This window comes from Colwellia sp. SU-HH01172 (genome assembly GCF_057553355.1).
On record NZ_BAAJMB010000003.1, the window covers coordinates 305537 to 332352 of the forward strand.

Annotated in this window: 21 protein-coding genes; 9 read left to right on the forward strand and 12 right to left on the reverse strand. The window is 40.2% G+C overall.

Going from position 1 to position 26816, the window contains the following annotated elements:
- The first annotated feature begins 73 nt into the window (after positions 1-73).
- Positions 74-979, forward strand: coding sequence for a DMT family transporter (locus AC27JP_RS10800; protein WP_487114883.1), 906 nt, complete (start codon positions 74-76; stop codon positions 977-979).
- A gap of 120 nt (positions 980-1099) precedes the next feature.
- On the opposite strand, the gene AC27JP_RS10805 is transcribed toward AC27JP_RS10800, so the two are convergent.
- The 3 genes from AC27JP_RS10805 to AC27JP_RS10815 form a co-directional block, all read right to left on the reverse strand.
- Positions 1100-2404 carry a metal-dependent hydrolase family protein gene (locus AC27JP_RS10805; RefSeq protein ID WP_487114885.1) on the reverse strand — a complete coding sequence of 435 codons (1305 nt, stop codon included), beginning with the start codon at positions 2402-2404 and terminating at the stop codon, positions 1100-1102.
- A gap of 195 nt (positions 2405-2599) precedes the next feature.
- Positions 2600-3094, reverse strand: a complete 495-nt coding sequence (locus AC27JP_RS10810; RefSeq protein WP_487114887.1) for an FKBP-type peptidyl-prolyl cis-trans isomerase — start codon at positions 3092-3094, stop codon at positions 2600-2602.
- Between the two features lie 125 nt (positions 3095-3219).
- The gene (locus AC27JP_RS10815) at positions 3220-4107 is read right to left on the reverse strand and encodes an EamA family transporter (RefSeq protein WP_487114889.1); all 888 of its coding nucleotides are present in this window, start codon (positions 4105-4107) and stop codon (positions 3220-3222) included.
- A 205-nt stretch (positions 4108-4312) separates the two neighbouring features.
- Here AC27JP_RS10815 and AC27JP_RS10820 point away from each other — a divergent pair, with 205 nt between their 5' ends.
- Together AC27JP_RS10820 and AC27JP_RS10825 are read left to right on the forward strand one after the other, a co-directional pair.
- Entirely contained in the window at positions 4313-4840 is a 528-nt protein-coding gene (locus AC27JP_RS10820; protein ID WP_487114891.1) for a hypothetical protein, read from the forward strand.
- Between the two features lie 90 nt (positions 4841-4930).
- Entirely contained in the window at positions 4931-5683 is a 753-nt protein-coding gene (locus tag AC27JP_RS10825; protein ID WP_487114893.1) for an MBL fold metallo-hydrolase, read from the forward strand.
- 531 nt (positions 5684-6214) lie between these two features.
- On the opposite strand, the gene AC27JP_RS10830 is transcribed toward AC27JP_RS10825, so the two are convergent.
- Positions 6215-7138, reverse strand: a complete 924-nt coding sequence (locus AC27JP_RS10830) for a LysR family transcriptional regulator (protein WP_487115207.1) — start codon at positions 7136-7138, stop codon at positions 6215-6217.
- Between the two features lie 153 nt (positions 7139-7291).
- Here AC27JP_RS10830 and AC27JP_RS10835 point away from each other — a divergent pair, with 153 nt between their 5' ends.
- Positions 7292-8269, forward strand: coding sequence for a zinc-dependent alcohol dehydrogenase family protein (locus AC27JP_RS10835; RefSeq protein ID WP_487114895.1), 978 nt, complete (start codon positions 7292-7294; stop codon positions 8267-8269).
- Between the two features lie 261 nt (positions 8270-8530).
- On the opposite strand, the gene AC27JP_RS10840 is transcribed toward AC27JP_RS10835, so the two are convergent.
- Together AC27JP_RS10840 and sbcD are read right to left on the reverse strand one after the other, a co-directional pair.
- Positions 8531-12460 (reverse strand): SbcC/MukB-like Walker B domain-containing protein, encoded by a 3930-nt coding sequence (locus AC27JP_RS10840; protein ID WP_487114897.1) that lies wholly within the window; start codon positions 12458-12460, stop codon positions 8531-8533.
- On the reverse strand, positions 12460-13812 hold the full coding sequence (sbcD, locus tag AC27JP_RS10845; RefSeq protein WP_487114899.1) for an exonuclease subunit SbcD: 1353 nt from the start codon (positions 13810-13812) through the stop codon (positions 12460-12462). The genes AC27JP_RS10840 and sbcD overlap by 1 nt, the downstream gene beginning before the upstream one ends.
- A 205-nt stretch (positions 13813-14017) precedes the next feature.
- Here sbcD and AC27JP_RS10850 point away from each other — a divergent pair, with 205 nt between their 5' ends.
- On the forward strand, positions 14018-14386 hold the full coding sequence (locus AC27JP_RS10850) for a VOC family protein (RefSeq protein ID WP_487114901.1): 369 nt from the start codon (positions 14018-14020) through the stop codon (positions 14384-14386).
- A gap of 181 nt (positions 14387-14567) precedes the next feature.
- Here AC27JP_RS10850 and AC27JP_RS10855 read toward each other — a convergent pair whose 3' ends face one another.
- The 4 genes from AC27JP_RS10855 to AC27JP_RS10870 all read right to left on the reverse strand — a co-directional run bounded on the left by AC27JP_RS10855 (position 14568) and on the right by AC27JP_RS10870 (position 22089).
- On the reverse strand, positions 14568-16916 hold the full coding sequence (locus AC27JP_RS10855; protein ID WP_487114903.1) for an alkaline phosphatase D family protein: 2349 nt from the start codon (positions 16914-16916) through the stop codon (positions 14568-14570).
- A gap of 133 nt (positions 16917-17049) precedes the next feature.
- A complete protein-coding gene (locus tag AC27JP_RS10860; RefSeq protein ID WP_487114905.1) occupies positions 17050-18690 on the reverse strand; it encodes an FGGY-family carbohydrate kinase in 1641 nt (546 codons plus the stop codon).
- A gap of 4 nt (positions 18691-18694) precedes the next feature.
- Complete coding sequence (locus AC27JP_RS10865; RefSeq protein WP_487114907.1) at positions 18695-20461, reverse strand: glycerol-3-phosphate dehydrogenase/oxidase; 1767 nt, start codon at positions 20459-20461, stop codon at positions 18695-18697.
- Between the two features lie 35 nt (positions 20462-20496).
- Entirely contained in the window at positions 20497-22089 is a 1593-nt protein-coding gene (locus AC27JP_RS10870) for an FAD-binding oxidoreductase (RefSeq protein ID WP_487114909.1), read from the reverse strand.
- A gap of 150 nt (positions 22090-22239) precedes the next feature.
- On the opposite strand from AC27JP_RS10870, the gene AC27JP_RS10875 reads away from it, so the two are divergent.
- The 3 genes from AC27JP_RS10875 to AC27JP_RS10885 all read left to right on the forward strand — a co-directional run bounded on the left by AC27JP_RS10875 (position 22240) and on the right by AC27JP_RS10885 (position 24206).
- Positions 22240-23319, forward strand: coding sequence for an AraC family transcriptional regulator (locus AC27JP_RS10875; RefSeq protein ID WP_487114911.1), 1080 nt, complete (start codon positions 22240-22242; stop codon positions 23317-23319).
- Positions 23320-23583: 264 nt separating this feature from the next.
- Positions 23584-24012 (forward strand): hypothetical protein, encoded by a 429-nt coding sequence (locus tag AC27JP_RS10880; RefSeq protein ID WP_487114913.1) that lies wholly within the window; start codon positions 23584-23586, stop codon positions 24010-24012.
- Entirely contained in the window at positions 24009-24206 is a 198-nt protein-coding gene (locus AC27JP_RS10885) for a helix-turn-helix transcriptional regulator (RefSeq protein ID WP_487114915.1), read from the forward strand. Before AC27JP_RS10880 ends, AC27JP_RS10885 begins: the two co-directional genes overlap by 4 nt.
- 65 nt (positions 24207-24271) lie before the next feature.
- Here the strand turns inward: AC27JP_RS10885 and AC27JP_RS10890 are convergent, their stop codons facing one another.
- A complete protein-coding gene (locus tag AC27JP_RS10890; RefSeq protein WP_487114917.1) occupies positions 24272-25402 on the reverse strand; it encodes a membrane dipeptidase in 1131 nt (376 codons plus the stop codon).
- A gap of 129 nt (positions 25403-25531) precedes the next feature.
- Positions 25532-26089, reverse strand: coding sequence for a DUF2780 domain-containing protein (locus tag AC27JP_RS10895; protein WP_487114919.1), 558 nt, complete (start codon positions 26087-26089; stop codon positions 25532-25534).
- A gap of 177 nt (positions 26090-26266) precedes the next feature.
- Between AC27JP_RS10895 and AC27JP_RS10900 the strand changes: the two genes are divergently transcribed.
- Entirely contained in the window at positions 26267-26800 is a 534-nt protein-coding gene (locus tag AC27JP_RS10900; protein ID WP_487114921.1) for a VF530 family protein, read from the forward strand.
- The last annotated feature ends 16 nt before the right edge of the window (positions 26801-26816 follow it).

The window sequence follows — 26816 nt, forward strand, 5'->3', positions numbered from 1 at the left end:
ATTATCGCGACTCATCATGTATTTACTATGTGAAAATACCGACTTACAGCTAAATAAGCACAAAGGAAATTCATTGACTACACCCGGCCAACAAAACTATCAAGCCAGTATAGAGCTGCTGCTATTAGCGGCAATTTGGGGCGCGTCATTTATGTTTATGCGTGTTGGTAGCCCAGAGTTTGGCCCAATATTATTTACATCATTGCGCACAGGTATAGCGGCTATTTTTCTATTCGGGTGTTTAGTTTTTTATAAAGAAACATCTGCGTTAAGGGGGCGTTGGCGACAAATATTTATCGTTGGTGCGTTAAATACCGCCATTCCTTTTGTTTTGTTTGGCTATGCAACCTTAACCCTTGCGGCCGGAACAACCTCAGTACTTAATGCAACTACCCCTATGTTTGGTGCCATAGTGGCTTATTTATGGCTAAAAGATAAATTAACGATTAGCGCAACCTTTGGTTTATTCATTGGCTTTATCGGGGTTTATTTATTGGTTTCAGAGAATTTACACTTCAGTCATGCTGATGCTGCTGAATCAGAAAGCAACGCCCTATTGCCTACTTTAGCGGCGATGTTGGCTGCACTTTGTTATGGAATATCAGCAAATTACACCAAGAAATATTTAGCGGGTATCAAGCCATTAGCACTTGCAGCGGGTAGCCAAATTTCCGCAACGGCTATGCTAGTGCCTATTAGCTTGTTTTTTATCCCTGAAAATATACCAAGCAACAATGCCATTTGGTCCGTATTATTAATTGGTATTATTTGTACGGGAATAGCCTATATCTTATTCTTTCGCCTAATTGCGCAACTCGGGCCAGCAAAAGCAATTTCTGTTACTTATTTAATTCCAGCCTTTGGACTTTTATGGGGTGCTTTGTTTTTAGGAGAAACCATCAGTTTAATTATGCTAATTGGTGGTATCATTATTTTACTAGGTGTTGCTCTCACAACTGGCGTCATAAAAAGAAAATAGTGTGTACTTAACATCAAAAAGTATTACATCCAATTTTCGAAATATTTAAAGTAAATAAGCTAAAACAAAAAAGGCTGTAAAAACAGCCTTTTCTTTGCCATTCACTAATGGTTTAAAATATTATGGTTGCTTGACAACTTTTCCTGACTTCATTACAAAATCAACATCAAGCAATTCTTTGATATTGTTTAGCGGACTGGCATCCATCGCGATAATATCCGCGACTTTACCTACTTCTAAGCTACCAAGACTGTCTGACTTACCAATTAAGTCTGCTCCATGAATGGTAGCTGAAACCAAAATATCTTGCGGTGTCATACCTGCTTCAAACATCAATTGTGCTTCTCTAGCATTAGTACCATGCTTTGAAACACCACTATCGGTGCCATAAGCTATTTTCACCCCAGCTTTATATGAACGCTTAAAGTTTTCAATCATATCGCCGCCAACACGTATCGCTTTAGCCTTGATTTCTGGCGACATAAAATTTGTTGTTTTCGCTAAATTAACCACAGTATCGCCAGCCATTAAGGTTGGTACTAAATAAGCACCGCCCTTTTTAAATAGTTTGATACTTTCTTTATTGGCATAGCTACCGTGTTCAATACTATCAACACCAGCGCGTAATGCCGCATTGATGCCGGCAGCAGCATGGGCATGACTGGCCACTTTTCTCCCCAATGCATGCGCAGTATCAACCACCTCTTTAATTTCATCGTCCGCCATTTGTTGGCCAGTGCCAGTATCCGTGTCTGATAAAACACCACCTGTTGAGGTTATTTTAATAACGTCGGCACCATACTTAATGGCATGTCGAGTTGCCCTGCGACAATCATAAGGCCCATCACATACCGTTTCTGCGGTATGAAGTTTCATAAGATCAGGTGCCATGCCATCAACATCACCATGGCCACCAGTTACCGCAACACTGCTACCTGCGGCAACAATTCTTGGGCCTGTAACCCAACCTCGTTTAATGGCATCACGAAGGGCAAAGCTTTGTTCGGCACTACTGCCTAAGTCGCGCACGGTAGTAAAACCAGCGAGTAAGGTTTTTTTAGCGAAATAAGCACTTTTCATCAGCGTATCAGCATCAGATAAATTAACTGTTTCACTATCGTTATTCGGCCCTAACTCCCCTTGTAAATGCACATGCATGTCCATTAGCCCTGGCATAACAAAACTCGACGATAAATCAATTAACTTGGCATCATCAGCAAAGGTATTCGCGGCTAAAAAACCCGCTTTAACAGCAGAGATTTTACCATCAGTGATCACTAAGGTTTGCTTTTTAAGTGGTGCCTTACCTGCCACAACCAGTAATTCTCCAGCATGAATAACAGAAGTGTCAGCGAAAGCTGATTGTGAAAGTGCAGCGCTAACCAAGAGCGCTATCGATGTTAGTGACGATTTAAAGGTGATCATGTGCTAAGCCTTTTTGTTATTATTTAAGCAAAGTAATGACAATAGCAGTATGGCAAAAAAATATGCAAGGAAATTCGACAAATAGTGAATTTATTCAGCTTAATAACAGCTAGGTAGCTTGTCGCAAAAAATCAAACTAAAACAGGTATAAAAAAACCGACATATAGCCGGTTTAATATATCAAAACTTAAAATCTTAGTGGTGATGACCGCCAACGCCATGCGCGTGGCCATGTTCAACTTCTTCAGCTGTTGCTTCACGTACGTCAACAACTTCTAAATCAAAGGTCAGCACTTTGCCTGCCAATGGTGGATTAATATCAACGGTTATCATAAACTTACCGGCTTTGATCACCGTTACTTGACGTTGACCAGCGTCGGTATTAACTACCGCTGTCATGCCTTTTTTCCATTTCGCACTTGGTGTTGGTAAACCTTGTAAATGTTTAACCGGCACACGTTGAATAGCGTCATCTTGACGTTCGCCATAAGCATCTTCTGGTTGTAAAGTAACAGAAAACTTATCGCCCGTTTCTTTGCCAGCTAAAGCATTTTCAACGCCAACTAACATATTCTTATAACCATGTAAGTAGGCTAGAGGATCGCCAACATGTGAATTTTCTAATTCAGCACCCGCTTCATCTTTAAGCGTATAGTGAAACTGAACAACGGTTTTGTCGGTAATTTTCATTTATTTTCCATCAATGTATTTATTCATTTGCCACTGAAATGGCAGCTATACTTTCCCGAGAGTTTAACAAAATACTATTAGCGGCACCACCAGCATTTACCGTGATGTTTGTGTTAACACTGCCCTTAGGCCCAAAGTAATAAAATAATCACACTGAGAATAATCAACGACATACCGATATATTCAATTAACGATATTTTCTCTTTAAAAATTCGATAAGTGATCAATAAAGTAATAAAAAACTCAACTTGCCCTAAGGCTTTAACATAGGCAGCATTTTGAAAACTAGCCGCGGTAAACCAGCCAATAGAGCCGACAACACTGGTAATGCCAACAAACAGACACAGCCGCCACTGCTTAACCATAACGCGCAATTGGCTTTTATCTTGTAGATAAACATATGCTAACGATATTAGCGTTTGTACGGTAACCATAAAAGTTAAGGTAACCGCCGCACTAAGCAGTAGGTCAGTGTTCAGTGCTAAACTAGACTCACGAATAAGCAAAGTGGTAATCGCAAGCCCTAACCCTGACGCCAAACCAAAACCAGCACCTGGGTTTTGCAAAACATCTCGAATAGTGAATTTAACTTTTGAAACCAGTAATACACCAACAACGCCAATAACAACGGAAAACCAACCTAGCAATGTCATACTTGCTGAAAACAATAAGGCACCAACAACAGCCACTTGAATGGCTTCTGTTTTCGCTAAACTGGTTGCCACGGCAAAATTTCGATACTTAAATGCCGCCACTAGACACAGAGTACCTAAAATTTGCATAACACAGGCGATAATTGCGTATTGTAAAAATTGTCCATTTAGGGTTGGCATGGGCTCATTGCGAAAATCCAGCATCCACCACAAATACAGCCAGGCAAAAGGCAACGCATAAATATACCTCACCCCCGTTGTCGCCATCGCATTTAGGTGTGTTGTTAATTGTTTTTGTCCGGCCGTGCGAATAGCTTGCATTAACGCGGCAAGCAAGGTGAAGTAAATCCAAATTTCCAAGAACATTCCTAAATTCAATAGCTTTATAAGTACTATTGTATGGGGCAAAATGCCAAAACACTATTGCTCTATGTCGATATTCAATATCAAAATAATCTATTCTATTGCCAATGACATTTAGCAAAAGCTAAACTGGCAGAATTGTGAGTGCCCTGTTACATTAACGTTAAATACGGCAATCATTTTCGATAAACAAGGCTCCTAAATGCGATTTTACTTATTACTTTTATGCATACCTTTTTTTAGTTTTTCACAAGTTATCGGCAGCGATAATCATGGTTTTCAAATTAAAATAGAAAGTGAAGTTAATGTTGAAAAAGCCGTTGCCTATCAACAGTTTTTGCAGGTGAATCAATGGTGGCACCCTGATCACACTTGGTTTGGTAAATCAGAAAAACTGTCAATTGACGCTAACGTTGGCGGCTGCTTTTGTGAAATAGACGGCGAAAAGCAAGCCATGCATATGACCATTTCATATGTTGACCCAAACAACGAAATTAAAATGGTTGGTGGTTTAGGACCATTACAAATGATGGGGTTAAATGGCGGTATGTCGTGGAAGTTTGACGCCATAGATGCAACACGTACTAAAATAACTTTTCACTACCAAGTTTCAGGCTATATGAATGGCGGCTTAACTAAGCTCGCCCCTATTGTTGATAAGGTACAAAGAACCCAATTAACGCGGCTAACCAATTTACTCAACACAGGCCATGTTGATACTAAAAAGTAACACACTGGTCTTACCTGTTGAATTCGCACAGCATTCAGGTTAGTTTAAAGTCATTAACCTAATCACTGATCATATCTACTTAATGACTTTATGCTGAAACTTCACTCCATCGACGGCTACATTCAACGTATTTTAATTGCAGAATATCAAGATAAACTACTGTTGCTCGATGGCTGTTGTCGAGCTGATATCACGACAATTGAAAACTTTATTGTTGATAAACTCAATAAAACAATGGCTGATTTGCGTTTAATCGTGGTTACTCATATGCATCCAGATCATGCGGGAGCCGCTAATATATTACGTAAAAAGCATGGTTGCAAAATTGCTGCAGCCAATGTTGCCGGTCAATGGTATCAAGGCTTTGATGGTAAGTTAATGCATCTAACCGATATGTTATTAACTTTGTGGGTTGCCAAACGTAAGCGCAAAGCTAAGCAATATATCTATTACAACAGTACCTTAAAGCCGGATATTTTTCTCAGTGACAACTCTTTATTGCCCAACTTTGAAGATTGGCAAGTGCACTTTACCCAAGGTCATACCGATCGTGATATTTCCTTGCATCACTTGCCCAGTGATCAAGTTTATGTTGCCGACTTAATGGTAAAAGTCAGAGATAAATTTATCCCACCTTACCCGGTGTTTTATCCTAAACGATACTTAACATCATTACAGAAAGTAAAAGCGCTTAATGCACAAACACTGATACTTGCTCATGGTGATAAAGTGCAACTAACCGAACAAGAGTGGCAACAAGTTATTGCTTTAGCACCAACTAAACCGGTAACCCATTGGCGCTCAGTAAAAACAAAACTGAAACGCGCACTCTTTAATCGCTAACGCGAATATTAACTTTGATATATCCAAGCCAAAAATGATTTGGAATCATTTACGTTAGTAAATGAAATGATTTTTTTACCCAATTGATCAGTAACTGCAACATTATTTTTATTAACAGAAACCGCTCGAACTGGTGATACGATCGAATACGTCGTACCTTGATATGTATAAGACATAATAAAACTCTTTTAATGTGCGCCTATGCGCATGAACAACAAAAGCTATATTATTGCGGCGTGAAACTTTGATATTTCTTGAGTTCGATTTACAGAATAAAACTTTGAAGAATAACAATTTTTACGAAAAATTTGTTCGTAAAACTAACAATAATTTAAGCTTAATAAATTATGTGATGACTAACTGTGAAAGGGAAAGACAAAACGCGATTTTAATAAACAATCGGTTAAATAAACTAGATGGGAATAAATAACACCCGGACTATAAGGCAATGTTACGATAAAGTAAACAATTTTAGCCAAAGTTTACAACATTTCAATTGACTATTTTTTTGACCGGCGGTTTTGATTGGGGCTAGCGGTCACCAAAGCCATCAAATTGATCATAAATACCTGCAATATTTTCCCCTAAGAAATCTAAGAAAACTCGTATCTTTGGTGATACTAAATCTCGTTTTAAATAAATAGCATAGGTAGCGCTTAGTTCTTCATACGGACTAAAGGTATATTCCGGCATCACGTGTTTTAAAGAGCCTTCTGTTAACTCATTTTTGATGGCCCACAATGGCATTAATGTAAGCCCTGCATGATTTAACGCTAGTTGTTTTTGACCATTGACTGAATTCACTGAAATCGTATCTTTAATGGTTAACTTTGTTCTTGTCTCAGCCATTAAAAACCACTCTTGCCAGCGCGCATAGCTGTATCGAATACATATATGTTTAGCTAACTCATCTGGGCTTTGAGGGGTGCCGTTGTTCTCTAAATAGTTAGGACTCGCGCATAACAAAAAATTATTGTCTGCTAGCCGTTTAGCTATCATTGATGAATCAGACAATCGTCCGCTTCTAATAGCAACATCAATATTTTCTTCAACAAGATCGACAACCCGCTCTGTTAATTCAAGTTTTAAATCTATGGCTGGGTATAGTTTTGAAAACTTGGGGAGCAATGGCAATATTACGCTTTCGCCAAATCCCACTGTCATACTTACCTTAAGCTTGCCTTTGGGCTTCTCTTGTAAGTCATTCACGACTCTTTTAGCTTCATCAAATTCTGCCACAATGCGCTGAGAAAACTCGTAATATTTTCTTCCTGCTTCAGTCAATCCCGTATTTCTTGTTGTTTTATTTAACAGGCGTACACCGAGTTCTTGTTCTAGCGCAGCTAATTGCCTAGATATCGAGGAGGGCTGTATATCAAATACTCGACTAGCTTCTGAGATGCTTCCTGTCTCAACAACACAATTAAAATACAATAATCGATTTAATGAACTCATAACGGCACCTAGTGATTGATTATTTTTCATTTTACCTTTGCTTTGCTTTTAAGGCAAAGGTGATTTGTTATTGGGGTAGTGGCTTGCTCAAATAACAACAAATAGAATAGCGACATCTAAACAATTTCTCTCATAAATAAAGAGTAAATAAAAATGAAAGCAATGATTATTGAAGAAGTCGGATCAACTGAAGTATTCCAACTTGTAGAAAAAGCAAAACCAGTGGCCAAAGCTGGCCATATGATAATTGAAGTAAAAGCCACAAGTGTCAATCCTCTTGATACCATGCTACGTTCAATTGAAACACCTTGGTCAGCAAATTTACCGGAAATACTACACGGGGATGTAGCAGGTATTGTTATTGAAGTAAGTGAAGAAATTACTGATTTTGTGATTGGTGATGAAGTTTATGGCATGGCTGGCGGTATTAACGGTGTAGATGGTGCGTTGGCTGAATTCATGTTAGTTGATGCACGTTTAATGGCTAAAAAACCTAAAACACTCACCATGAAACAGGCCGCAGCGTTACCATTAGTTTCAATTACGGCTTATGAAGCACTGGTTGAAAAGATGAATATTAAACCTGGTGATAACGTTCTTATTCATGGTGCTACGGGTGGCGTGGGTCATATTGCCGTGCAATTAGCTAAAGTGCTGGGTGCAAATGTCACTGCTACTTATAATCCCGTTAATGAAGCACTAGCTAAAACAATAGGTGCAGATAACTTAGTTGATTACACAACTGAGCAAGTTGCAAGTTATGTGGGTAAATACACTGACGGAATAGGCTTTGATAAGATCTTTGATACAGTGGCTGGTGCTAATATTCAAAAGTCATTTGAAGCAGCTAAATTCAGTGGTCACGTATCAACAACTTTACCAATTGAAGATCCTCTTGCAATTGCGCTAAAGAGTTTGTCGTTCCATAGTATTCTCATGCTACTACCGCTATGTCATGGCATTAACCATGAATCACATGGCCGCATTTTGACGGAAATTGCGGCGCTGGTTGATGCAGGAAAGATTTCTCCTATCCTTGATGAAAGTAACTATTCAATTTGGGAAGTCGCTAAAGCACACGAACATTTAGAGTCAGGAAAGGCGGTAGGAAAAATCACCTTAACGGTATAAGTATTGATTTAAATTGCAATTAAAGTGCTAAAAATTCATTAGCACTTTTTAACCCTTATTCTAGCGCGAGAAGTTAGACAAAATAATGCTTGCTTTGGGCTCAAAGTTAACAATAAGCAAGGCCAACATTAAGAATGACCGTATTAGAGATATCTACCTAAACGGTTTTACATTGAGATTTTATTGAAATGAAAACAATCAGATAACCTAACCACTAAGTTCATATACTCTCAATACGATATACGCTTTAATTGCTAAAATTTATAAAGCACCTTCTTGATACCGATAACGCGGCTCCAATTCACTAACCCCTAAACCACTCTGCTTTTTCACTTTTATTTGTACACCAATGCGTTCTTTCAAGGCATCAACATGGCTAATAACACCGACCATTTTGCCACTGGCATTTAAGTTATCAAGGGCATCAAGCGCAATTTCCAAGGTGTCATTGTCCAACGTGCCAAAGCCCTCATCAAGAAATAGCGAATCAATGCTAGTTTTTGCACTGACTAAGTCAGACAAAGCTAAAGCGAGTGCAAGGCTAACCAAAAAGCTTTCACCACCGGATAAGGTTTTGGTATCACGCACACCATCCGCTTGCCATGTATCAACTACTTCTAAGGCTAAGTTATCACTCGCTTGACGTTGTAATTGATAGCGACCATGTAGCCGATTTAGTTGCTGATTAGCCAAATAAACCAAATGTGACAAAGTTAGCCCTTGTGCAAAACGCCTAAACTTAGCACCGTCTGCCGCACCAATTAAGCCATTTAAGTGTGACAAATCATCTAAGGCCGATTGCTGTGAGTTAATTTCTGCCAACAATGCTTCTTGCTGCTTTCGTTGTGCTTCATTTTGCGCTAACTGCTGACTTAGTTGTCCTTGCCGTAATTGCAGCTGTTTTAATGTTTGCTGGCATGCCTCTGCTTTTCCTTCAAATTCTGTTAATGGCATATCCGCCAAACTTTCTTTACCTGAAAAAATCACAGTTCCAGCATTATTAGCCTGTTCATTGGCAGCATCAGCAGAAAACGTTTGTAGTTTCGTTTGCAATTTTTGCTGGTCTTGTTGCAATTGCTCTAGTTGCTGCTCAGCTTGCTTTAACTGCCCATTCGCCAGTTGCACTTGTTGCTCTAGGCTAGTTTTTAGCGCTTGCAAACTTTGCTTTTGCTCTGGGCTCAAAAGCGCGGCTAAAAAGCTATTTTCATCAGCAAATGTGCTTAATTCAAGTTTCTCTAACCATTGTTGCTTCGCTGCTTGATGCTCAGGCACCAGCTTGTTTTTAGCATCAGTATTACCGGTAAGTTGGCCATTAATGTTTTGCAGCTGCTTTTGTTGTTCATTGTGCGTTGACTGCAAAGCAACGACTCTTTGCTCAAGTTGCTGCTGTTGCTGCTTTAATTGTTCGCGAACTTGTTTAACATCTTGCTCAGCAAACACTTGTTGCCTTTGCGTTTGACTAGCAATGAGCTGTTGTTGGTGCTGAACCAACTCCGCTTGGTAATTTGTTAAAGCACTCTCTAATTGCTGTTCTTGACTGTTTAATACAGCAAACTGCTGTTCAACTTTTTGCAATTGCTCTTTATCATTTGCAACCGCTTGCATTGCCTGTTGGAAACGAGCAACTTGCTGCGTTAAGGCTTGTAACCATTGCTCAATAGCAACTTCACTTGCCGCTATATTATGTTTTTCGGCGGCCTCATTGCTATCAATACGACTGTTAACATTACCATCAATATTACCTACAACTCGTTCAGTATTATTAAATACCGTAAAGCACTCAGCTAATTCGATATTGGCAACAGTAATATCTGCAGAAAGTGATTGCCACTTAGTACTAATATGACTTTGCTGCTCAGCAATATTTGTGGCAATTTGCTCAATTTGCAGGTGCAACTGAGTAAATTGTACAGTTTGGGTTTGTATCTGCCCTTCTTGATTAAGCACCTGTTTTTCTTGCTTTGATACCTGCTCCGCTTGCTGTTGATAAGCTTGTTTCAAGGCTTGCATCTGCTTATTTATATCATTTAACTGTTGAAATTGTTGTTGATGTGCCAACAAACTCTGCTCGATTTTTTCAAACTCTGCTAACTCACAATTTAGTTGCAATAAGTCACGCTGTTGTAACCACTGAGCATGCAACTGTGCTTGCTCTTGGCTTTTAGCAAGTTTGTTTTCGTTTTGAAAAGCAATTTTGCTTTCCAACGCAGCATATTTCTTATTTAACTCTGCACCACTCTTTTCGGTTTTATCACGCTGTTGCTTCAATTTTTCTAAACGAACTTGCTGTTGACTTTGCTTCGATACGTTAGTGCTTAATGTTTGATAGTGTTCTATCGCTGGGTGCTGCTCTGAGCCACATAATGGGCAAGCTTGCTCGGGCTTTAAATTAGCACGGTGTTCACTCAGCGACATGATCAGACTTTCTTGCTCGACAATTAATTTAACATCAGCTATTTCGGCTTTCAGTTGTTTATATTGTTCGCGCATTTGCATTAATTGCCCATTAAGCCCAGTTGCACCGTGTTGGTCTTGCGCTAGTTCTTGTTCAAGCGTTTGCAGTTCAGTCGCTAGTTGCTGAAAGCGTTGCGCGTTCAATTTAATTTGCGCCTGCTCAGCACTGGAAGATTGCATGCTATGCAATTGCTGTACTAATGCTTGTTCATCTTGACATTGATGTTGCTGTAATAAACTAGTTATGCCTTGCTCTTGGTTGGCGAGTGTTTGCTGTTGTTGTGTTAGCTGCGCTTGCGTTTGTTGTAACTGTGTTTGCGCTTGCGTCAATGACTTTGACATATCATCAGCTTGTTGCACTAAACTTATGCGCTGGTCGCTCATCTGCGCGACAGTTTTTTTCTCGGCTAGCAACTGCTGAATAATATTACGCCACAAAGGTAGCTTTTCAGGCAAAGGTGCTAAATCAGCATTTTGCTCAATAAAGCTTTTTGCTGTGGCTAAGTTTTGCTGTTGTTGCGCTTTTTCTTTTGACAACTGCGTTAACTGTGCTTGCGCCGCTTGCCATTCTTGCTTTGCCGCTTTTAACTTGCTATCACATTGCTGGCTTTGTTCCGTGATTTGGCTGATTTTATGATCTAAAGGGATAACCTGTTCAACAATCAACTGCTCGGTTGTTTGTTGTTGCGATACAAAGGCTTTTTGCTCCTGTAAAGAAGCTTCTAGTGCTTGGTTTTCTTGTGCTAACGCTTGCTGTTTTTGTTTTAGCTCATCTTTAAGTAGCACATGTTGTTCATCAAGTTGTATTTGTTGTTGCGTTAAATGGCTAAGTTTTTGATGGTCTGAACGCAGTTGCTCTGCAGGCTCAGCTAACGATAACGAGGCAAGTTTTTCCTGCTGTTCAGTTTGCTGACTTTCTGCTTGTGTTAATTGCGATAGCGCATGTTGGCGCTGCTGCTTCGCGGATTGCTCATGTGTTAACCAGCTTTTCACTTGTAACCAAAGCTCAAGCTGCGCTTCCAATTTACTTTGCTGCTGGCAAATATTGGCGATATCGTCAGTGATTTCCTGCTGTTGCTCAGCTGATAATAAATGCATACCTGCACGTTTAGCTTCCAGTATTTTTAGTTCACTGCTTGCTTCTTTGTGCTGGTCAAATACCGCTTTGGAAATATCGCCATAAATTTCACTGCCGGTCAGTTCTTCAAGTAGCTCTGCTCTGTCATTTGCCGGGGCATTCAAAAACGCAGCAAACTCCCCTTGCGATAACATCATCGACTTTTTAAAGCGGTCAAAATCTAAGCCAGTTAGCTGCGAAATTTCATTGCGAATATCAGACACTTTAGTGGCGATAATATCGGCTTCACCCGCATCAACATCTATAATTTTAGCAAGCTCTGCGGTCGGTTTTTGTAAATTACCTTCGAGACTATTTTTAGCTCGGCGTTGGCTCCAAAAAGCGCGGTAAGCTTGCCCTTTCACTTCAAACTCAACTTCGGCTAAACAATTGCTGGTATGGCGGGTCATCAGCTGGTTTTGTTTGTCTGAAATAGTTAAGCGTGGCGTGCGATGATAAAGCGCCAAACACATAGCATCGAGTATGGTGGTTTTACCTGCCCCTGTTGGGCCCACAATGGCAAATAGCGCACTGGTGTCAAATGGTGATTGGGTAAAGTCAATTTTCCAATGGCCTTTTAACGAGTTAATATTTTCAAAGCGTAGCGATAATATTTTCATTATTTCTGCTCCGCCTTGCTTTCATTTTTCGTCACAGTTTCAGCTACCAGACTCTGCGTTGTTTCAAGTTGAACTTGCTCAGCAATATTCGAATACAAGGTATTTAAGCGTGATTTTCTTGCCAATTGTTCTTCTGATTGCCAATCTTCAAGTGCAACACGCGCCTCAAAAACCTCCTGCACACTTAGCTCACTTAAGGTAATTTTTTTCTCACTGCTTGGCATTTTCGCTCGTGCTTTTTTACTGCGTCGTACCAGTAGCACTTCCACTGGTAATGTTTCAGTTAACTGCTCTATTCTGGTGGTTAAATCTTGCAAGTATTCGGCGCTTTCTATTTCAATATCGAGCCAAATTTTTTCTTGAACTTCATTTGAAGTATCAGGGTTAGCACTTTCAAGTTCTCCAATATTAATCGCTTTTTCCTGCTGCTCATTAACGACAGCGGTAATATCTTGTGCTAAATTTTCTAAATTAGTTTTCACCATAGCCATTGACTGAAAACACGGCACATTACACAACTCAACATTTGCCAGTTTACCTTGCTCAAATTCAGCAATAACAATATTTTTTTGCGTTTTCACTTCATCAAAACTTAACGCGATTGGCGAGCCGCTATAACGAATATGGTCACTTTTCGTCACTTTTTGCGGGCGATGTATGTGTCCTAAGGCAATATAATCTGCATCAGGAAATTCGCTGGCGGGAAAAGCTTCTAAGGTGCCGATATAAATATCACGCACTGATTCACTGGTTGATGCGCCAACCGTGGTTAAGTGACCAGTGGCAATAATAGGCAAACGAGCTTTATCACTACGCTGCTCTTGTGACAACTCCTGTGCATGTGCAAACAAGCTTTTATAATGTGTTGAAATAGCTTGTTGCAACGACTGTTGTTTCTCTTTCGCTGATTGCCCTGCATAACTTTTAACAATATCGCGTGGGCGAATAAAAGGAATGGCACAAATCACCGCTTGTTGCTCAGTTTTAAGGCTTTTAAGCACAAACACTTGCTCGGCGATATTATCGCTAGCAGCAGAAATAACCCGCGTGGAAAGTTGGCTCACCAACTGTTTAGACTCCGACAACATAGCCACGGAGTCATGATTACCGGCTAACACCACCAGTTGACAATTTGTTTTATGCAGTTTGGCGATAAAATCAAAATACATTTCTCGGGCATAACTTGGCGGCGTGCCAGTATCAAAAATATCGCCAGCAACAACAATGGCATCAACTTGCTGACTCTGGGATTGTTCAATTAACCAATTAAGAAACTGTTGATGTTCATTTACTCGACTTTTACCGTAAAAATGTTGGCCTAAATGCCAGTCAGAAGTGTGAATAATTCGCATAGTTTTTCAGCGTGCCAAAGTCGGATAAGTCAAAGTAAATATTCTACCTAGTCTAGGTTGAGGTTACTACCATACTTAACTGAATCTTCCGCAAAAATTTCTTGCGCTATACTGATAGCAAATGGAATAAACCATGATCTTTAGTTTACCTTTTGCCCAAGTGACCAATAACAAACCGCTAAAATAAATAAAAAAGGAAAAACACATGGAAAATCAAATTGTTTGGGTTGATATTCCCGTCATCGATTTAGACCGCGCTATTGAGTTTTATAGCGCCCTCTTGAATGGAAAAATTAAAAAGGAAGAATTCGAACATTTCACGTTTGGTATATTACCCCACGCTGAAACTAATGTTTCTGGCTGCTTAGTTCCCTCGCCACCTGAGCAAATATTTACCTCTGGCCCGCTGATTTACTTTAATGTTAATGGCCGACTTGACGATGCGATTAAAAAATCAGAAATGCACGGCGGTCGATTGGTTGAAGAAAAAATATCAATGGGCGGGCATGGCTTTCGCGCTATTATTCATGACTCAGAAGGTAACCGCATTGCCCTTCATAGTAATACGGTTTAGCCAATGCTATAGGCATTACATAATACTATTTAGCCATTGATAAACCACATATCTAGCATTTATTGTTCTTACAAAACAATTAAATAAAAAAGAGCCATTCACTTTAAATGAACAGCTCTTTTAATGTTATAGCTCACACTACTGTGAACTTTAATTTTTCAACGTGATTAACAAAGTAAAATTACAGCTGAGTTAACACACCCTCATTAACTTTAAATTTATACAAACGTACGGTTGATAAGAAGGCCTCTGCGTCATCGTAATAGTTGCGTGTCACGGTATCCATATTATGGAATTCACTGCCAGTATTGTGGAAGTTCACCAATACATTTTCTGCATCAACTTCAACAATGGCAACACCATGTTCCCACATGCGTGAAAATACCATGTCGTCAGTAATATCATCACGTTTAGTCGCGGTGCGTACTAGTGGGTCAAAGTAAAAAGGTAGGTCACTTAACGCATCTGGTACATCGCCTAATTGCGAGAATATTTGATTCATACCATTTTCTAAGAATGAACCAAAGGTGCCAGATGAAACCGATGACGTAGTAAAGTTAAATGACCTTTTGCCCGTAACCGCATTTGGCTTGTGCTCAGTAACGTAACTACTATGAATATCGCCACCTAAGCTGATAACGCCAAATTGACTCATAACATTATCGACAAAGTTCGATTTAAACTGTGGGACACCATCCCATTGGTCTGCTTCTAGATAAAAACGCTGTTTCAGCGGCGCTGGAATAGCATCTGAGTTTAATACCCCTTCGAGTAAGCTTAAGCCACTATCAGCACGGCTCGAAGACAAATCAAAAATTAATGGTGAAAATGACACGGAACTGCCGAGCATTTTCCATGTACTGGTTGATGTAGCAAAGGTTTGCGCTAACCAATCGGTTTGCATATCGTCAAACACTTTTTGTGCACTCGTGCCTTGCAAATTGGCAACATGTTCACGATAGCCAGCATATATATCGTATGTGTCTTTAACCACTAAGTAACGGCTACCAATAAAACCAAACAACGAGGTTTTACCTAGAGTATAAAACGCTAAACCTTGTGCTACGCCTGTTTCAGGCAATGCTGGTAGCATTTGAATAGGATGCTCGGCAGGTAAACTTGCTTGCGCAGCCGCTAAAACTTGATTTAAGTAACTGGTAGTTAAATTGCCTTGCACGGCAGTAACAGCGCGTTGTTGTGCTTGTGCTAACGCTTCTGCTTCAGTTAATTCAACACGTGCCATTAGCTCTTGCATATAAAGGCCAGTAAACACTTCTAGGAATGTCGCTTTATATGGCGCAAACATAGCGTCGTCAATATTCACATAAGGTGACATTTGGCTAACAATAGCATCTACTTGTGCTTGTACCATACCAGCACCTAGTAAGAAGGTACTTAACGTCGCTTGGTCCATTTCTACTTTTGCCGGAAAAGCATCTTCTGGCAAAATGTGATCGGGGCGATTGGTACGAAAATCTGTCATGGCTAAATGTAAATGTTGACCAAATTGGAAGTCGCGGTAAATTCGCGTATTCGGGAATAAATGCTCTTCGTTGATACCTATAGCGCCAGCTGCAAGCCCTGCTTGAGTATGAGGTTGCTCATGGTCAATTGGCATATACTCAAAATAAGCAATTTCAGAATTCTTTTTACGCTCAGTTTGTTTTTCTTCACCTGCGCCATCTAAATATGTCGCGGTATCACCCCAGCTATCGTCCGAGAACTCATGATCATCCCAAATGGCGATCATTGGGAAACGCTCATGCACGCGTTGTAATAATTCATCAGTACGGTAAGTTTTATATAACTGACGATAGTTATCTAAACTATTCGCTGCTTGCGTTTTATTATCACCAACACCTATGGTTAATGCGCCTTCGTTGTCGGTAAATTCAATACTGCGCGCACCACCAGCTGATTGGAATTGTGAATCACCCGTGGTTTCGTAAATGTAGTCACCTAAATGCACAACAAAGTCTAAATCGTCGTTATCAAGTAACGATAAGTAGTTGTTAAAGTAACGACCGATATAGTCTTGACAAGAAACGTAAGCAAATTTTACTTTGCTATCGCTATCGGCTGCGGCAGCAGTTTTAGTACGCCCAACGCGGCTTGAGTAGTTTTTACCACCCATTTGGTAAATAAAGCGGTAGTAATAGTGCTGCCCAGCATTAAGCTCAGTAACACGAATTTTTAAACAATTATCGTACGAAGCTAGGGCATCAAAGCTTTCTTCTACCACTAAATTAGCGAAACCTTCGTCGCTAGCCACTTGCAACATTAGTGATGTGTCGGCACCTGAGCCATCATCAACACGAGTCCATAAAATAACTGAGTCAGCTTTCGGATCACCCGATACCACAGACTGCGGGAAATATTGGCTACCATCTAAAATACTCGGCTCAACTGGGCCGGGCTCGACAACTTCATCTTTTTTGTCTGAACTACCACAACCAACAAGGCTTGAGGTAACAACAGCACCAGCACTTACCGCAAGGGTTTTAATAAATTTACGACGGGTATAATTCATATTTAAATCCTTCTTACTCATTATTTAATTGTTGTTATAATTTTTGACATTTTAACTTTACTTTATGACAAGTTTTCAATGCCTTATTGCTTTTATGTTGTTATTTATTCTTGTTCCGTTTTTATTTAACCTACTATTCTGGGTAACCAGTGATATTTTTGATCTCTTGATATATTGGCTTTAGTTGTTTGTACATTTTTCGATAAACTTGACGATATAATTTGTTATAAAGCTTCACATTTTCTTTATTGGGTATAAATGACTGTTCAATGCGAGTCATGGCATCAATGGCTTGTTGGTAATTGTCAAAATAACCACTACCCACGGCAGCATTAATTGCAGCCCCTAAACCAGAAGTTTCAAAAGTATGCGGGCGGTGAGCGGGCAAATTAAAAATATCTGCCGTCAGTTGCAACGCGGCATCTGACTGCGAACCGCCACCAGAAACAATTAGCCGGATAATTTTACGTTTCTGCCGTTTTTCTAACGTTTCTTTACCTTCACGTAACGCATAAGCTAAGCCCTCTAAAATAGAGCGATAAATATGAGCACGAGTATGAACATCACCAAAACCAATAATCGCCCCTTTCGCTTCTAAATTTTTCAACCCCGGTGACCAATAAGGTTGCAACATTAAGCCCATCGAGCCTGGCGGTACTTGTGCGACGAGTTGATCAAATAAACTCTCAGCGCTCACTCCTAAAGTTTGTGCTTTTTCAATTTCATTTTGCCCGAACTCTTGCTTGAACCAATTCACCATCCAAAAGCCACGGTAAATCATCACTTCTGCATTAAAGTTGTCTGGAATTGCCGACGGATATGGCGGAATAAAAGCTTGTGGCTCAACGTATTTAGCGTTATTGGTATTGATTGTTGCTGTAGTGCCGTAACTTAAGCTGGCGGTGTCAGGGCTGATACAACCTGAGCCAAGCACCTCGCAGGCTTTGTCTGAGGCTGAGGCAATCAACTTTGTTCCCAATTTTAAGCCTGTTTCTTGAGCTGCTTGCTCAGTAATAGTGCCAAGTATTTCACCCGGTTTGACTAAAGTTGGCAGCATAGAGCGCTTTACTGGCAATGCCAGCCATTTCCAATCCCAACGGCCTGCCCAATTTTGTTTTTTATAATCAAATGGTAAATAACCAACAATACTGCCGATAGAATCTTTAAATTGTCCGGTTAACTTATAGGTGAAAAAACCAGAAAGCAGTAGAAATTTATCGGTATTTTGCCAAACTTTCGGCTCATTTTGCTCTAACCAATTGGCTTGCGATTTACGGCGAAAATAATCAATCACCTTAGTTTGGCCAATCGCGGCAAATGCTAATCGCCAATACCAAGGCATGGGCTTATTTTGTTGGCACAAGCGTTGGTCAAGCCATAAAATTGCCGGGCGCAACGGCTTGCCATCTTTACCAAGATTGATAACCGTGCCACGCTGAGTGGTAACGGTTACCGCTGTTATTCGTTCACGATAACCGTTTTCAAGCACTTCTTTTTGCTGCCAAAGTTGCTGACAACATTTACCAAGCATTTGCCAAAAATAATCCGCGTTTTGCTCTGCCCAACCTGGGTTGCTTGAAAAATATGCTTCAAGCTCAACACGGCTTTTCGCCACTAAGTCGCCATTAAGATTAAACAAGAGTGCGCGAACACTTTGAGTGCCATTGTCTATCGTTAAAATCAAATCATCAACATTATTTACCGTGCTGCTTGCCTCGCTTACTGGGTGACTTAATTGTTCATCGACATTGTTAGCTGCGCTAGATTTCGTCATATTTTCAACTATTGCTCGTGTTATTTTCAATGCCATTTGGCAAACTGTAAGCCCGTCGCCAAATAGCGATATAGCGCGTTTTTTCTTGCTGCCACTTTTCGTCATTCCAGGCTAAATATGGCGCGCATAATTGCTGTATTTTAGGTAGCAATTCACGAGCACCTTCAGGTAAAACATTACCAATTCTGGTACGACGCAGCAGTAAGTCGTCTAAGTGTTGCACCTGTTCAAATTGCACTGACCAAATAAGCTCTGCCCATAAGTGCCTACTGTAACGTATTGGATTACAATAGCTTTTATCACTTTGATTGACAAATGCTTGACTAAATTCACCATAGCAAGCCATTATTTGCTGATTAATCTCTTGGCTAAACTGGCTGTTAAGATCAGCACTTGCTTGCGAAAGTATTGGTAGCTTGCAGGCTTTTATTAATAACTGTGAATAGTCAGCGTTATTTTTATCGTTTTGCGTGACCTTGCTTAATTGCTGGCAGACAATATTCAGCACTTGCTCGGCAATTAAGCGAAAAGTAGTCAGCTTACCGCCGGTAATCGAAATAAGTCCAGGTTGCTGCTCAATATAATGTTCACGTTTTTCTTTTGACGGCGCAGCTGAAGGTTCGGACGTAATTACGGGCCTAACACCAGCAAAGGTAGAAATAACATCGTGTTCGGTTATATTGGCATCAGGAAACTGTTGTGCAATAGCTGCGAGCAGATAGTCAAATTCGCTTTGGCTAATTTTCGCATCTTTAGCCATACTTTGTTGATGCTCAACATCGGTGGTACCAACAATAGTGACATTTTGCCAAGGGTAAACTTGCACTGGCCGTTTATCTTGCGCGTGCCGAATAGACACCACACTCGCCACAGGTAAACGCCAATTCGCTATCACTAAATGGCTGCCACGTAACGGTCGCATGTGCATTACCGCTTTTTTATTTTTGCCTAAATTGTTGGCATCTAGGCAAGTTTTTTTCAGTAATTCTGACCACGCACCACAGGCGTTTATCACCACTTTGGCGTTAATGGTTAATGCTGACTCATAATCTTCTACTTCAACAGTGATTTGTTGATTTGACTCTTTAGCTTCTAACTTAGTGACTTTGGCATAGTTTAGTGCTTGTGCCCCTAACTGTAATGATTCTTGAATTAAGCGTTGCACTAAACGCGCATCTTCCGTTAGGGCATCAAAAAACTGCGTACCACCCAATAATTCACTGTCTTCAACTTTCGGCGCTAAAGCCAAGTACGATGATTTAGACCAAAATTGATGCTGTTTAATTCCGGCAATAAAATCGTAGCAAGACAATAATTGATTAAACAGCCATGGGCCCGGAAATGATTTTTTGTAATGGCTCATCACAAAGCTTTGCTTTGCGATAAGAGGTTGGCCTTCTTTTAATAATCGTTGTCGCTCAACAACAGACTCACGCGTTAAACCAACTTGCCCTTGCGCCATATAACGCAAACCACCATGAACCATTTTTGACGAACGGCTTGAACTGCCCCAAGCGAAATCTTTCTGCTCTAGCAACAAAACTTTTAAGCTCATTTGACTGGCAAGTTTTAAAATACCTGCGCCGGTAATGCCGCCACCAATAATGACTAGGTCCCAATTTTCAGTTTGGCTGTTATTATTTTCAGCCAATTGAGCAATGCGTTGTTCACGGCTTTGTCTTAGGTTTTCAGACAAAGCAAGTTCGTTAGCCGCGCAATGCACTGCGCTATGGCCACTTTCATCACTTGCTTGTTGATTATCTTTAGTCATGATACGCATCGCCGAACACACCTGTTATAAAGCCATTATTCAAGTAAAGTGCCGGGGTTTAACTGCTGCTCAGCATCAAAATGCTCAACTAAGTTTTCTAGCACCTTCATGCCCAATTCACCTTTTTCAACATGTAGATATGGCGCATGATCTTTACCAACACCGTGTTGATGGCTGATGGTACCGGCGTTATTGACGATAGTATCGCTCGCTAAGTGCTTTAAGGTTTGCCAGCGCTTTAACGTTTCTTGGTAGCTATCAGCATTACGATAAACATAGGTGGTGTACAAACTACAACCTTGGCTATAAACATGCGAGAGATGAGTAAATACATGCACTTTCTCGTCAATATCTTTCAAGCCCTGGCGAATTTTGTCTTCAACGGTTGTCATTAACGCGTCAACATTGCCCCAATCAGTCGCGGTTTCAAAGGTATCAACCACATAACCTTGTTGCCATAGCGCATCTCGAAGATAAGGTGAACGAAAACGATTCGCTTGCCATTTTTTGCCCAGCATTTCACCCGTGTTAACACCGTAATATTTTTTCACCACAGCATTTAATTGTTTCTTACTAGCAGATATTTGTTGCTTACTGCCAGTTAAACCAAAAGTCAGCATACACTTACCATCAGCGCAGCCGCGCAATGATAAATAACGCTCTAACCATTTAATTTGGTTTTCATGACCGGCAAGTTTTAGCTGCGTTTGTGTTTCAACTGCGTTGCTAACGCGCAACATTGACAAAGCAATGCGCTGTTGTACTGATTCTTTACAAAACTGACTAGCGGCTTGCCAGTTAGGGAAGAAAATAACGGAGAATTTTTCTGCATCAGCCACTTTACTAACTCGTACTTTAACTTGCGTCAAAATACCAAAGCGCCCTTCTGAGCCCAATAATAACTCACGTAAATCAGGGCCTGCTGATGAAGCTGGAAATGTCGGGACATCTAATGAACCGGCAAAGGTTTCAATGTTACCACCGGCAAACATTTGCTCAATTCGACCGTAACGTAATGATTGCTGACCGCTAGAGCGACTTGCCACCCAACCACCGATAGTTGATAGTTCAAAAGATTGCGGAAAATGGCCAAGCGTATAACCACGCGCTAAAAGCTGCGCCTCAACCATAGGGCCAGGTGTTCCTGCACCAAAGGTGGCAATTTGGCTATTTTCATCAAGGTGCAGCAATTGATTCATTCGGCTCATATCAACCGTTAATATCGCACGTTGCGATTGTTTTGGATTAATATGCCCTGCAACGCTAGTGCCGCCGCCATATGGGATCAACTCAACACTATGGGTTTTCGCATAAGCAAGAATATCTTTTACGTCTTGACAGTTTTCGGGAAAGCTTACGCCATCAGGAAAACATTCCACTTCACCACTGCGCATCGCTAAATAATCAGGTAACGATTGACCTTTAGCGTGACGCACACGCTCTTCAGCATCAAAAGATACTAGCGGATGTTCAGGTAAACGAGATTTTGGTACTGAGCCTATAACCTGTGCTAAGGAAATATCTGCTAGCGGCTGGCCAGTGCCAACAACTTGAGATAAAAATGCCCCTGCCGATTGTGGTAAATCCATTGAGGTGCTTTCGTCACCCCAGCCATTCCAACGTCTCATTTACCACCCCTGCTATTAATTCACTGTTAGTTCGCTTTTAGTTATGATAAAACGAAGTTTGCAACGGCAAAATGTCCTAAAAAGACAGTCGGGGTGACATTTTAGGACAAAAATACGGTCAGGTTGGACCTCTTTAATAACAGAGAAAATATGACAGATACCAAAACAACAATAAATATCAGCAAAGATAGCCAACCAACCTTAGATGAAAACTTAGGTCAAGCCTCCGTTCCCGCGGTAAATCAATACCTACAACTCGCCATTGAGCAAAACCTAGACGTTGAGAAAATATGCCATGAAATTGGTTTAGAGCAATCAACACTCAGTGACAATAGCAATCACATTACCGGCTTAGCATTTCAACAACTTATCGCCCGCTTAATAGCGCAATCAAGCGATGAATTATTTGGTTTACATACCGCAAAGCACGTACAACCTGGCTCGTACAGCGTTTTAGGCTATATTTTGATGAATTGTGAAAACTTAGGGCAAGCACTTACTAAAATTCAACCATTTGAAAAACTGGTTGGCGATATGGGCACAACAACCTTTGCGCCATTAGGTGAGCAAGTAAAAATTAGCTGGCACTGCCAATTTACGGATGCAAAAGTAAAACGCCATATGGTCGATAATTGCTTGGCATCATGGTTAACCTTTGCCCGCTATCTTGTCAGCCAAGAGAGTAATCCAAGTGAACTGTTACTGACCCGAAAACAACCAAGCTTGAGCCAACAAAACGAATACCAAGCAGTTTTTAAATGCCCAGTAAATTATAGCCAAGAAGAAAACGCGATAATTTTCGATAAAGCCTTATTAACGTTGCCATTAAATAAAGGCGATCAACAATTACTTTCAACCCTAGAAACCCATGCTGAAGCAATGATTTCTAGCTTAAGCAGTGAGAATGACTTTTCAAGCCAGCTACAATTGACCATTGAGCAATCATTAAAAGATGGTTGTTTTCACCAACAGGAAGTTGCCAAAACTTTCGCTATTAGTGCCAAAACGTTACAAAGACGATTGGCAACCCTAGGCTTAAACTTTCAAACTGTGCTTGACGAAACTCGCTTAAAATTAGCCAAGCAATATCTGCATGAAAGTACATTGAACCTAAACCAAATCAGCGTTGAATTAGGCTTTACAGAGCCAAGGTCTTTTTATCGCTGGTTTAATAAATTAACGCAACAAACCCCTGGCGAATATCGAAAAGCAGTAACCAATAACACTTAACTGCGCAAGTATTTCCAATAATACACCAGATTACTTAGCCGTGAGTCTATTGCGTTAGGCTTTCTGTGAGCGATTAGTACTTGGTAATTTGTAGATTCTCTCCTTCCCACTTAAACCCGATAGAATGTCTCGCCCAGCCGACTTAAAGACATCAAAACAAGACATTAAGTAAAGCGTACTTGACACACCATTAAACTTCCTCTAAATTAACACATGTAAAGCAAACTTAACTTTTAGTAAAGCATCACAGACAAAGGAAGCGATATGATGACGGATAACACAACAAATAAGTCAACAAATTGGCAAGAAAAGAATAAGAAAAATACCGCTAAGCTAGGTTTTTGGACCACTATGTGGGTGATCAGTATGGCGCTTACCAATTTTGGCCCAAGGTTCATTTGGGATTTTGAACAAAGCTTAACCATCATTGCCGTAGTACTAAATTTAGCATTAGGCTTGAAAATGGTTTTAGCCAATGTTCAACATATTAAAGGCTTAGATGAAATGCAACAGCGTATTCAGCTAAATGCCATGGGCATCACGCTAGGCTTGAGTTTAATTGTTGGCTTAACCTATTCAAACTTAGACGTGTTAAACCTGATCGGCTTTAACGCTGAGATCTCTCACCTAGTTATTTTTATGGGGCTAACTTACTTAACGGCAACGTTTATTGGCACTAGGAAGTACCAATGAAAAATAAACTAAAAGTACTACGTGCAGAAAGAGACTGGACACAAGCACAATTGGCTGATGCTTTAGAGGTTTCACGGCAGACCATTAATGCCATAGAAAAAGGTAAATTTGATCCAAGTTTACCACTGGCCTTTAAAGCGGCAAGATTGTTTAAACTCAGTATTGAAGAGATTTTTCAGGACGAAGAAATTTAAGCAGTTAACCGCAATCAGGAATAACATCTATTAGGCCTAGCTTTTCGTAAGCTAAGCCTTTTGTTCTAACCAAGTACATCAACAAGTACCCGCTGCCAATTTTTGCCCATAATTTTATCTACCTCTGAATGACTAAACTTAGCCTTCGTTAATTGATATTCAATAGAGCGCATGCGCTTAATATGGTTTAATTCAGGGATCACAATATGACTAACATCTTGATCAAAACCTAATACGCCTTTTTTGCCTAAACCTTGCCACCAGCTATCATAGCCTTCTATTGCCACGGCATTATTATTACCTGATGCTAACGCTTTTTTATGACCGCGTAACGGGTAGTCATTGGCAATGGCTACGGCATCAATACCGGCAACATTACGGACATGATTTAGGTGATTTATATAATGCTCAGGCAGTGGTATTTCTTCATTAGTTAACCACCACGACATCATGAAAACCCCAAAAACTCCGCCACTGTCGGCAATACCTTTTAGAATATGATCCGGCGTACAACGGGCATTATCAATAATGGCACGAGCCGCGCCATGCGTTTGAACGACCGAGCCTTTGGCTCTATTTAGCGTGTCTTGTGCACTGGCAACACTAGAATGCGATAAATCGATTAACATCTGCTTACTTTCAAGCTTATCGATTAGCGCTAGGCCTTGTTGACTTAACCCTCGTTGCTCAAGGCTTAAGGCACCACCAGCATATAAATTATTATAATGATGCGTTAATTGCAGCACACGTAAACCTAGTTGGTGAAATTCATCGACTTGATCTAGTCCACCTTCAACACAGTCTGCACCTTGAATTTGTAAGAATACTGCACATTTATCAGCCTGTTTCGCTGTCACAATATCACTGCCTTTGTCAGCGATCATATAAACATCAGGGTTTGCCAACATCTGCGCTGATTTCTCTTTAATGCTTTTCATGCAAGCATTATAAGTACGCTTATAATTGACACTGCCATCAGCACGTTTGACTTCTTCAATTGCAGAAATATCAGCAATGAAACTATTTAGCTGTGATGCTTTCACATCTATTGCATTATCTGGCACGAAAGAAAGTCCGTCTACATAGAGCCTTTTTTCTTTAACAACCGCGGCATAATTGTAAGTATTTGAACACGCACTTAAAGCCGCAATTGAGCTACAGCCAGCAAGCTGTTTCAAAAAAATTCTTCTTTGCACTTAGCACTCCTCAATGCACACTTGTATTGTATTGCCTTTGAATTTCACACTTATCAGACAAAATAAAAAAGCACTTTACTGCTAGTAAAGTGCTTTTATAAAGTATTAAATAAACAACAAAACTTGTTACTAGCCCAATAATTTTCCTAAACCGTCGGTTAATACTTGCTTTGCTTGTTGGCCTTGCTCTGTATCTAAGTAACTTTGCGCACTAGAAACAAAACTGCTGATCATTTCTGGTTTTAAGCCTAATGCTTCAAATTGTTTTTTCACATCATTTACGGCTTTAAGAGAGTCGTTATACTCAGCAGCTTTATCAAGTAAACCACCTAAACCTTCACCAGAGCTTAACTTACTAATATCAGGCATTTGCCCAACAAGCCCTTCAGCACCCGGTAAAGATTTGGCAAGTTGGCTAAACTGCTCAGCAGAAACATTATTTTTAACATAATTAAAAATTGCCCCCATACCGCCAGACGCTTGTGCAGAGTTTACATCTAATGAGCCAGTTAACATATCCACTAAACCGTCAGTACTTGGCATTGCTGAAGCATTTACCTCAACGGTTTGCTCTTTCGCATCACCTAAACCAACCAAGTTTTTCAAGCTATCTAACCAGCTTGTTTCTTCTGCAAGCACTGAGCTACTTAAAGTTGAAATGGTTAACAGTACAATAAGTTTTTTCATAAAGATTTCCGCAAATTAATTAAGTTACAATTTCGTTAAAAGTAAGTGTACAACATTTAACATAAAGGTATATATGCTTTCTTTTCATCACTACAGACCATTGATGTAAAATCAACGCTTATAACACCGACATTTAGGTGTATAATATCTAATAAGAGCAGTCAAAATAAGTCAACGATGAGCCTAGAAAACGAACAATTAAATAACCCATTACACGGATTAAAATTAGACACCTTACTAAACGAATTAGTAACGCATTATGGCTTCGATATTTTAGCTGAGTACACGCGTCTAAAATGCTTTAAAAATAATCCGAGTATAGCGTCAAGCTTAAAGTTTTTACGCAAAACCGACTGGGCAAGAGAAACTTTAGAACGCTTCTACCTGTATAGCTTTAAGAACCTGCCTGAGCCAGGGGAAGACGAGTTTGAAATTCCTCCACGCAAACGCATTATTCCTTTGCATATAAAAGCGAAAGAGCCAAAAGTATTGCTCAAAGGTGAAGCGATTGTCCCTTTAAGCAAAGATAGCTTTAAAGAAACACATCGTTCAAAGCCTGAGCATAAAAAAGCGTATAACCAAGGGCATAATAGAGCAAGTAACCGTCCAGCAAGATCGCACCGTGATAATAAAGCAAATGCTGGTGATTCATCAAACGATAACTCGAGTAGTAATAAGCCGTTTGATCCGTACTCAAACGCTCCACGATAAACATTTACTCGAACAT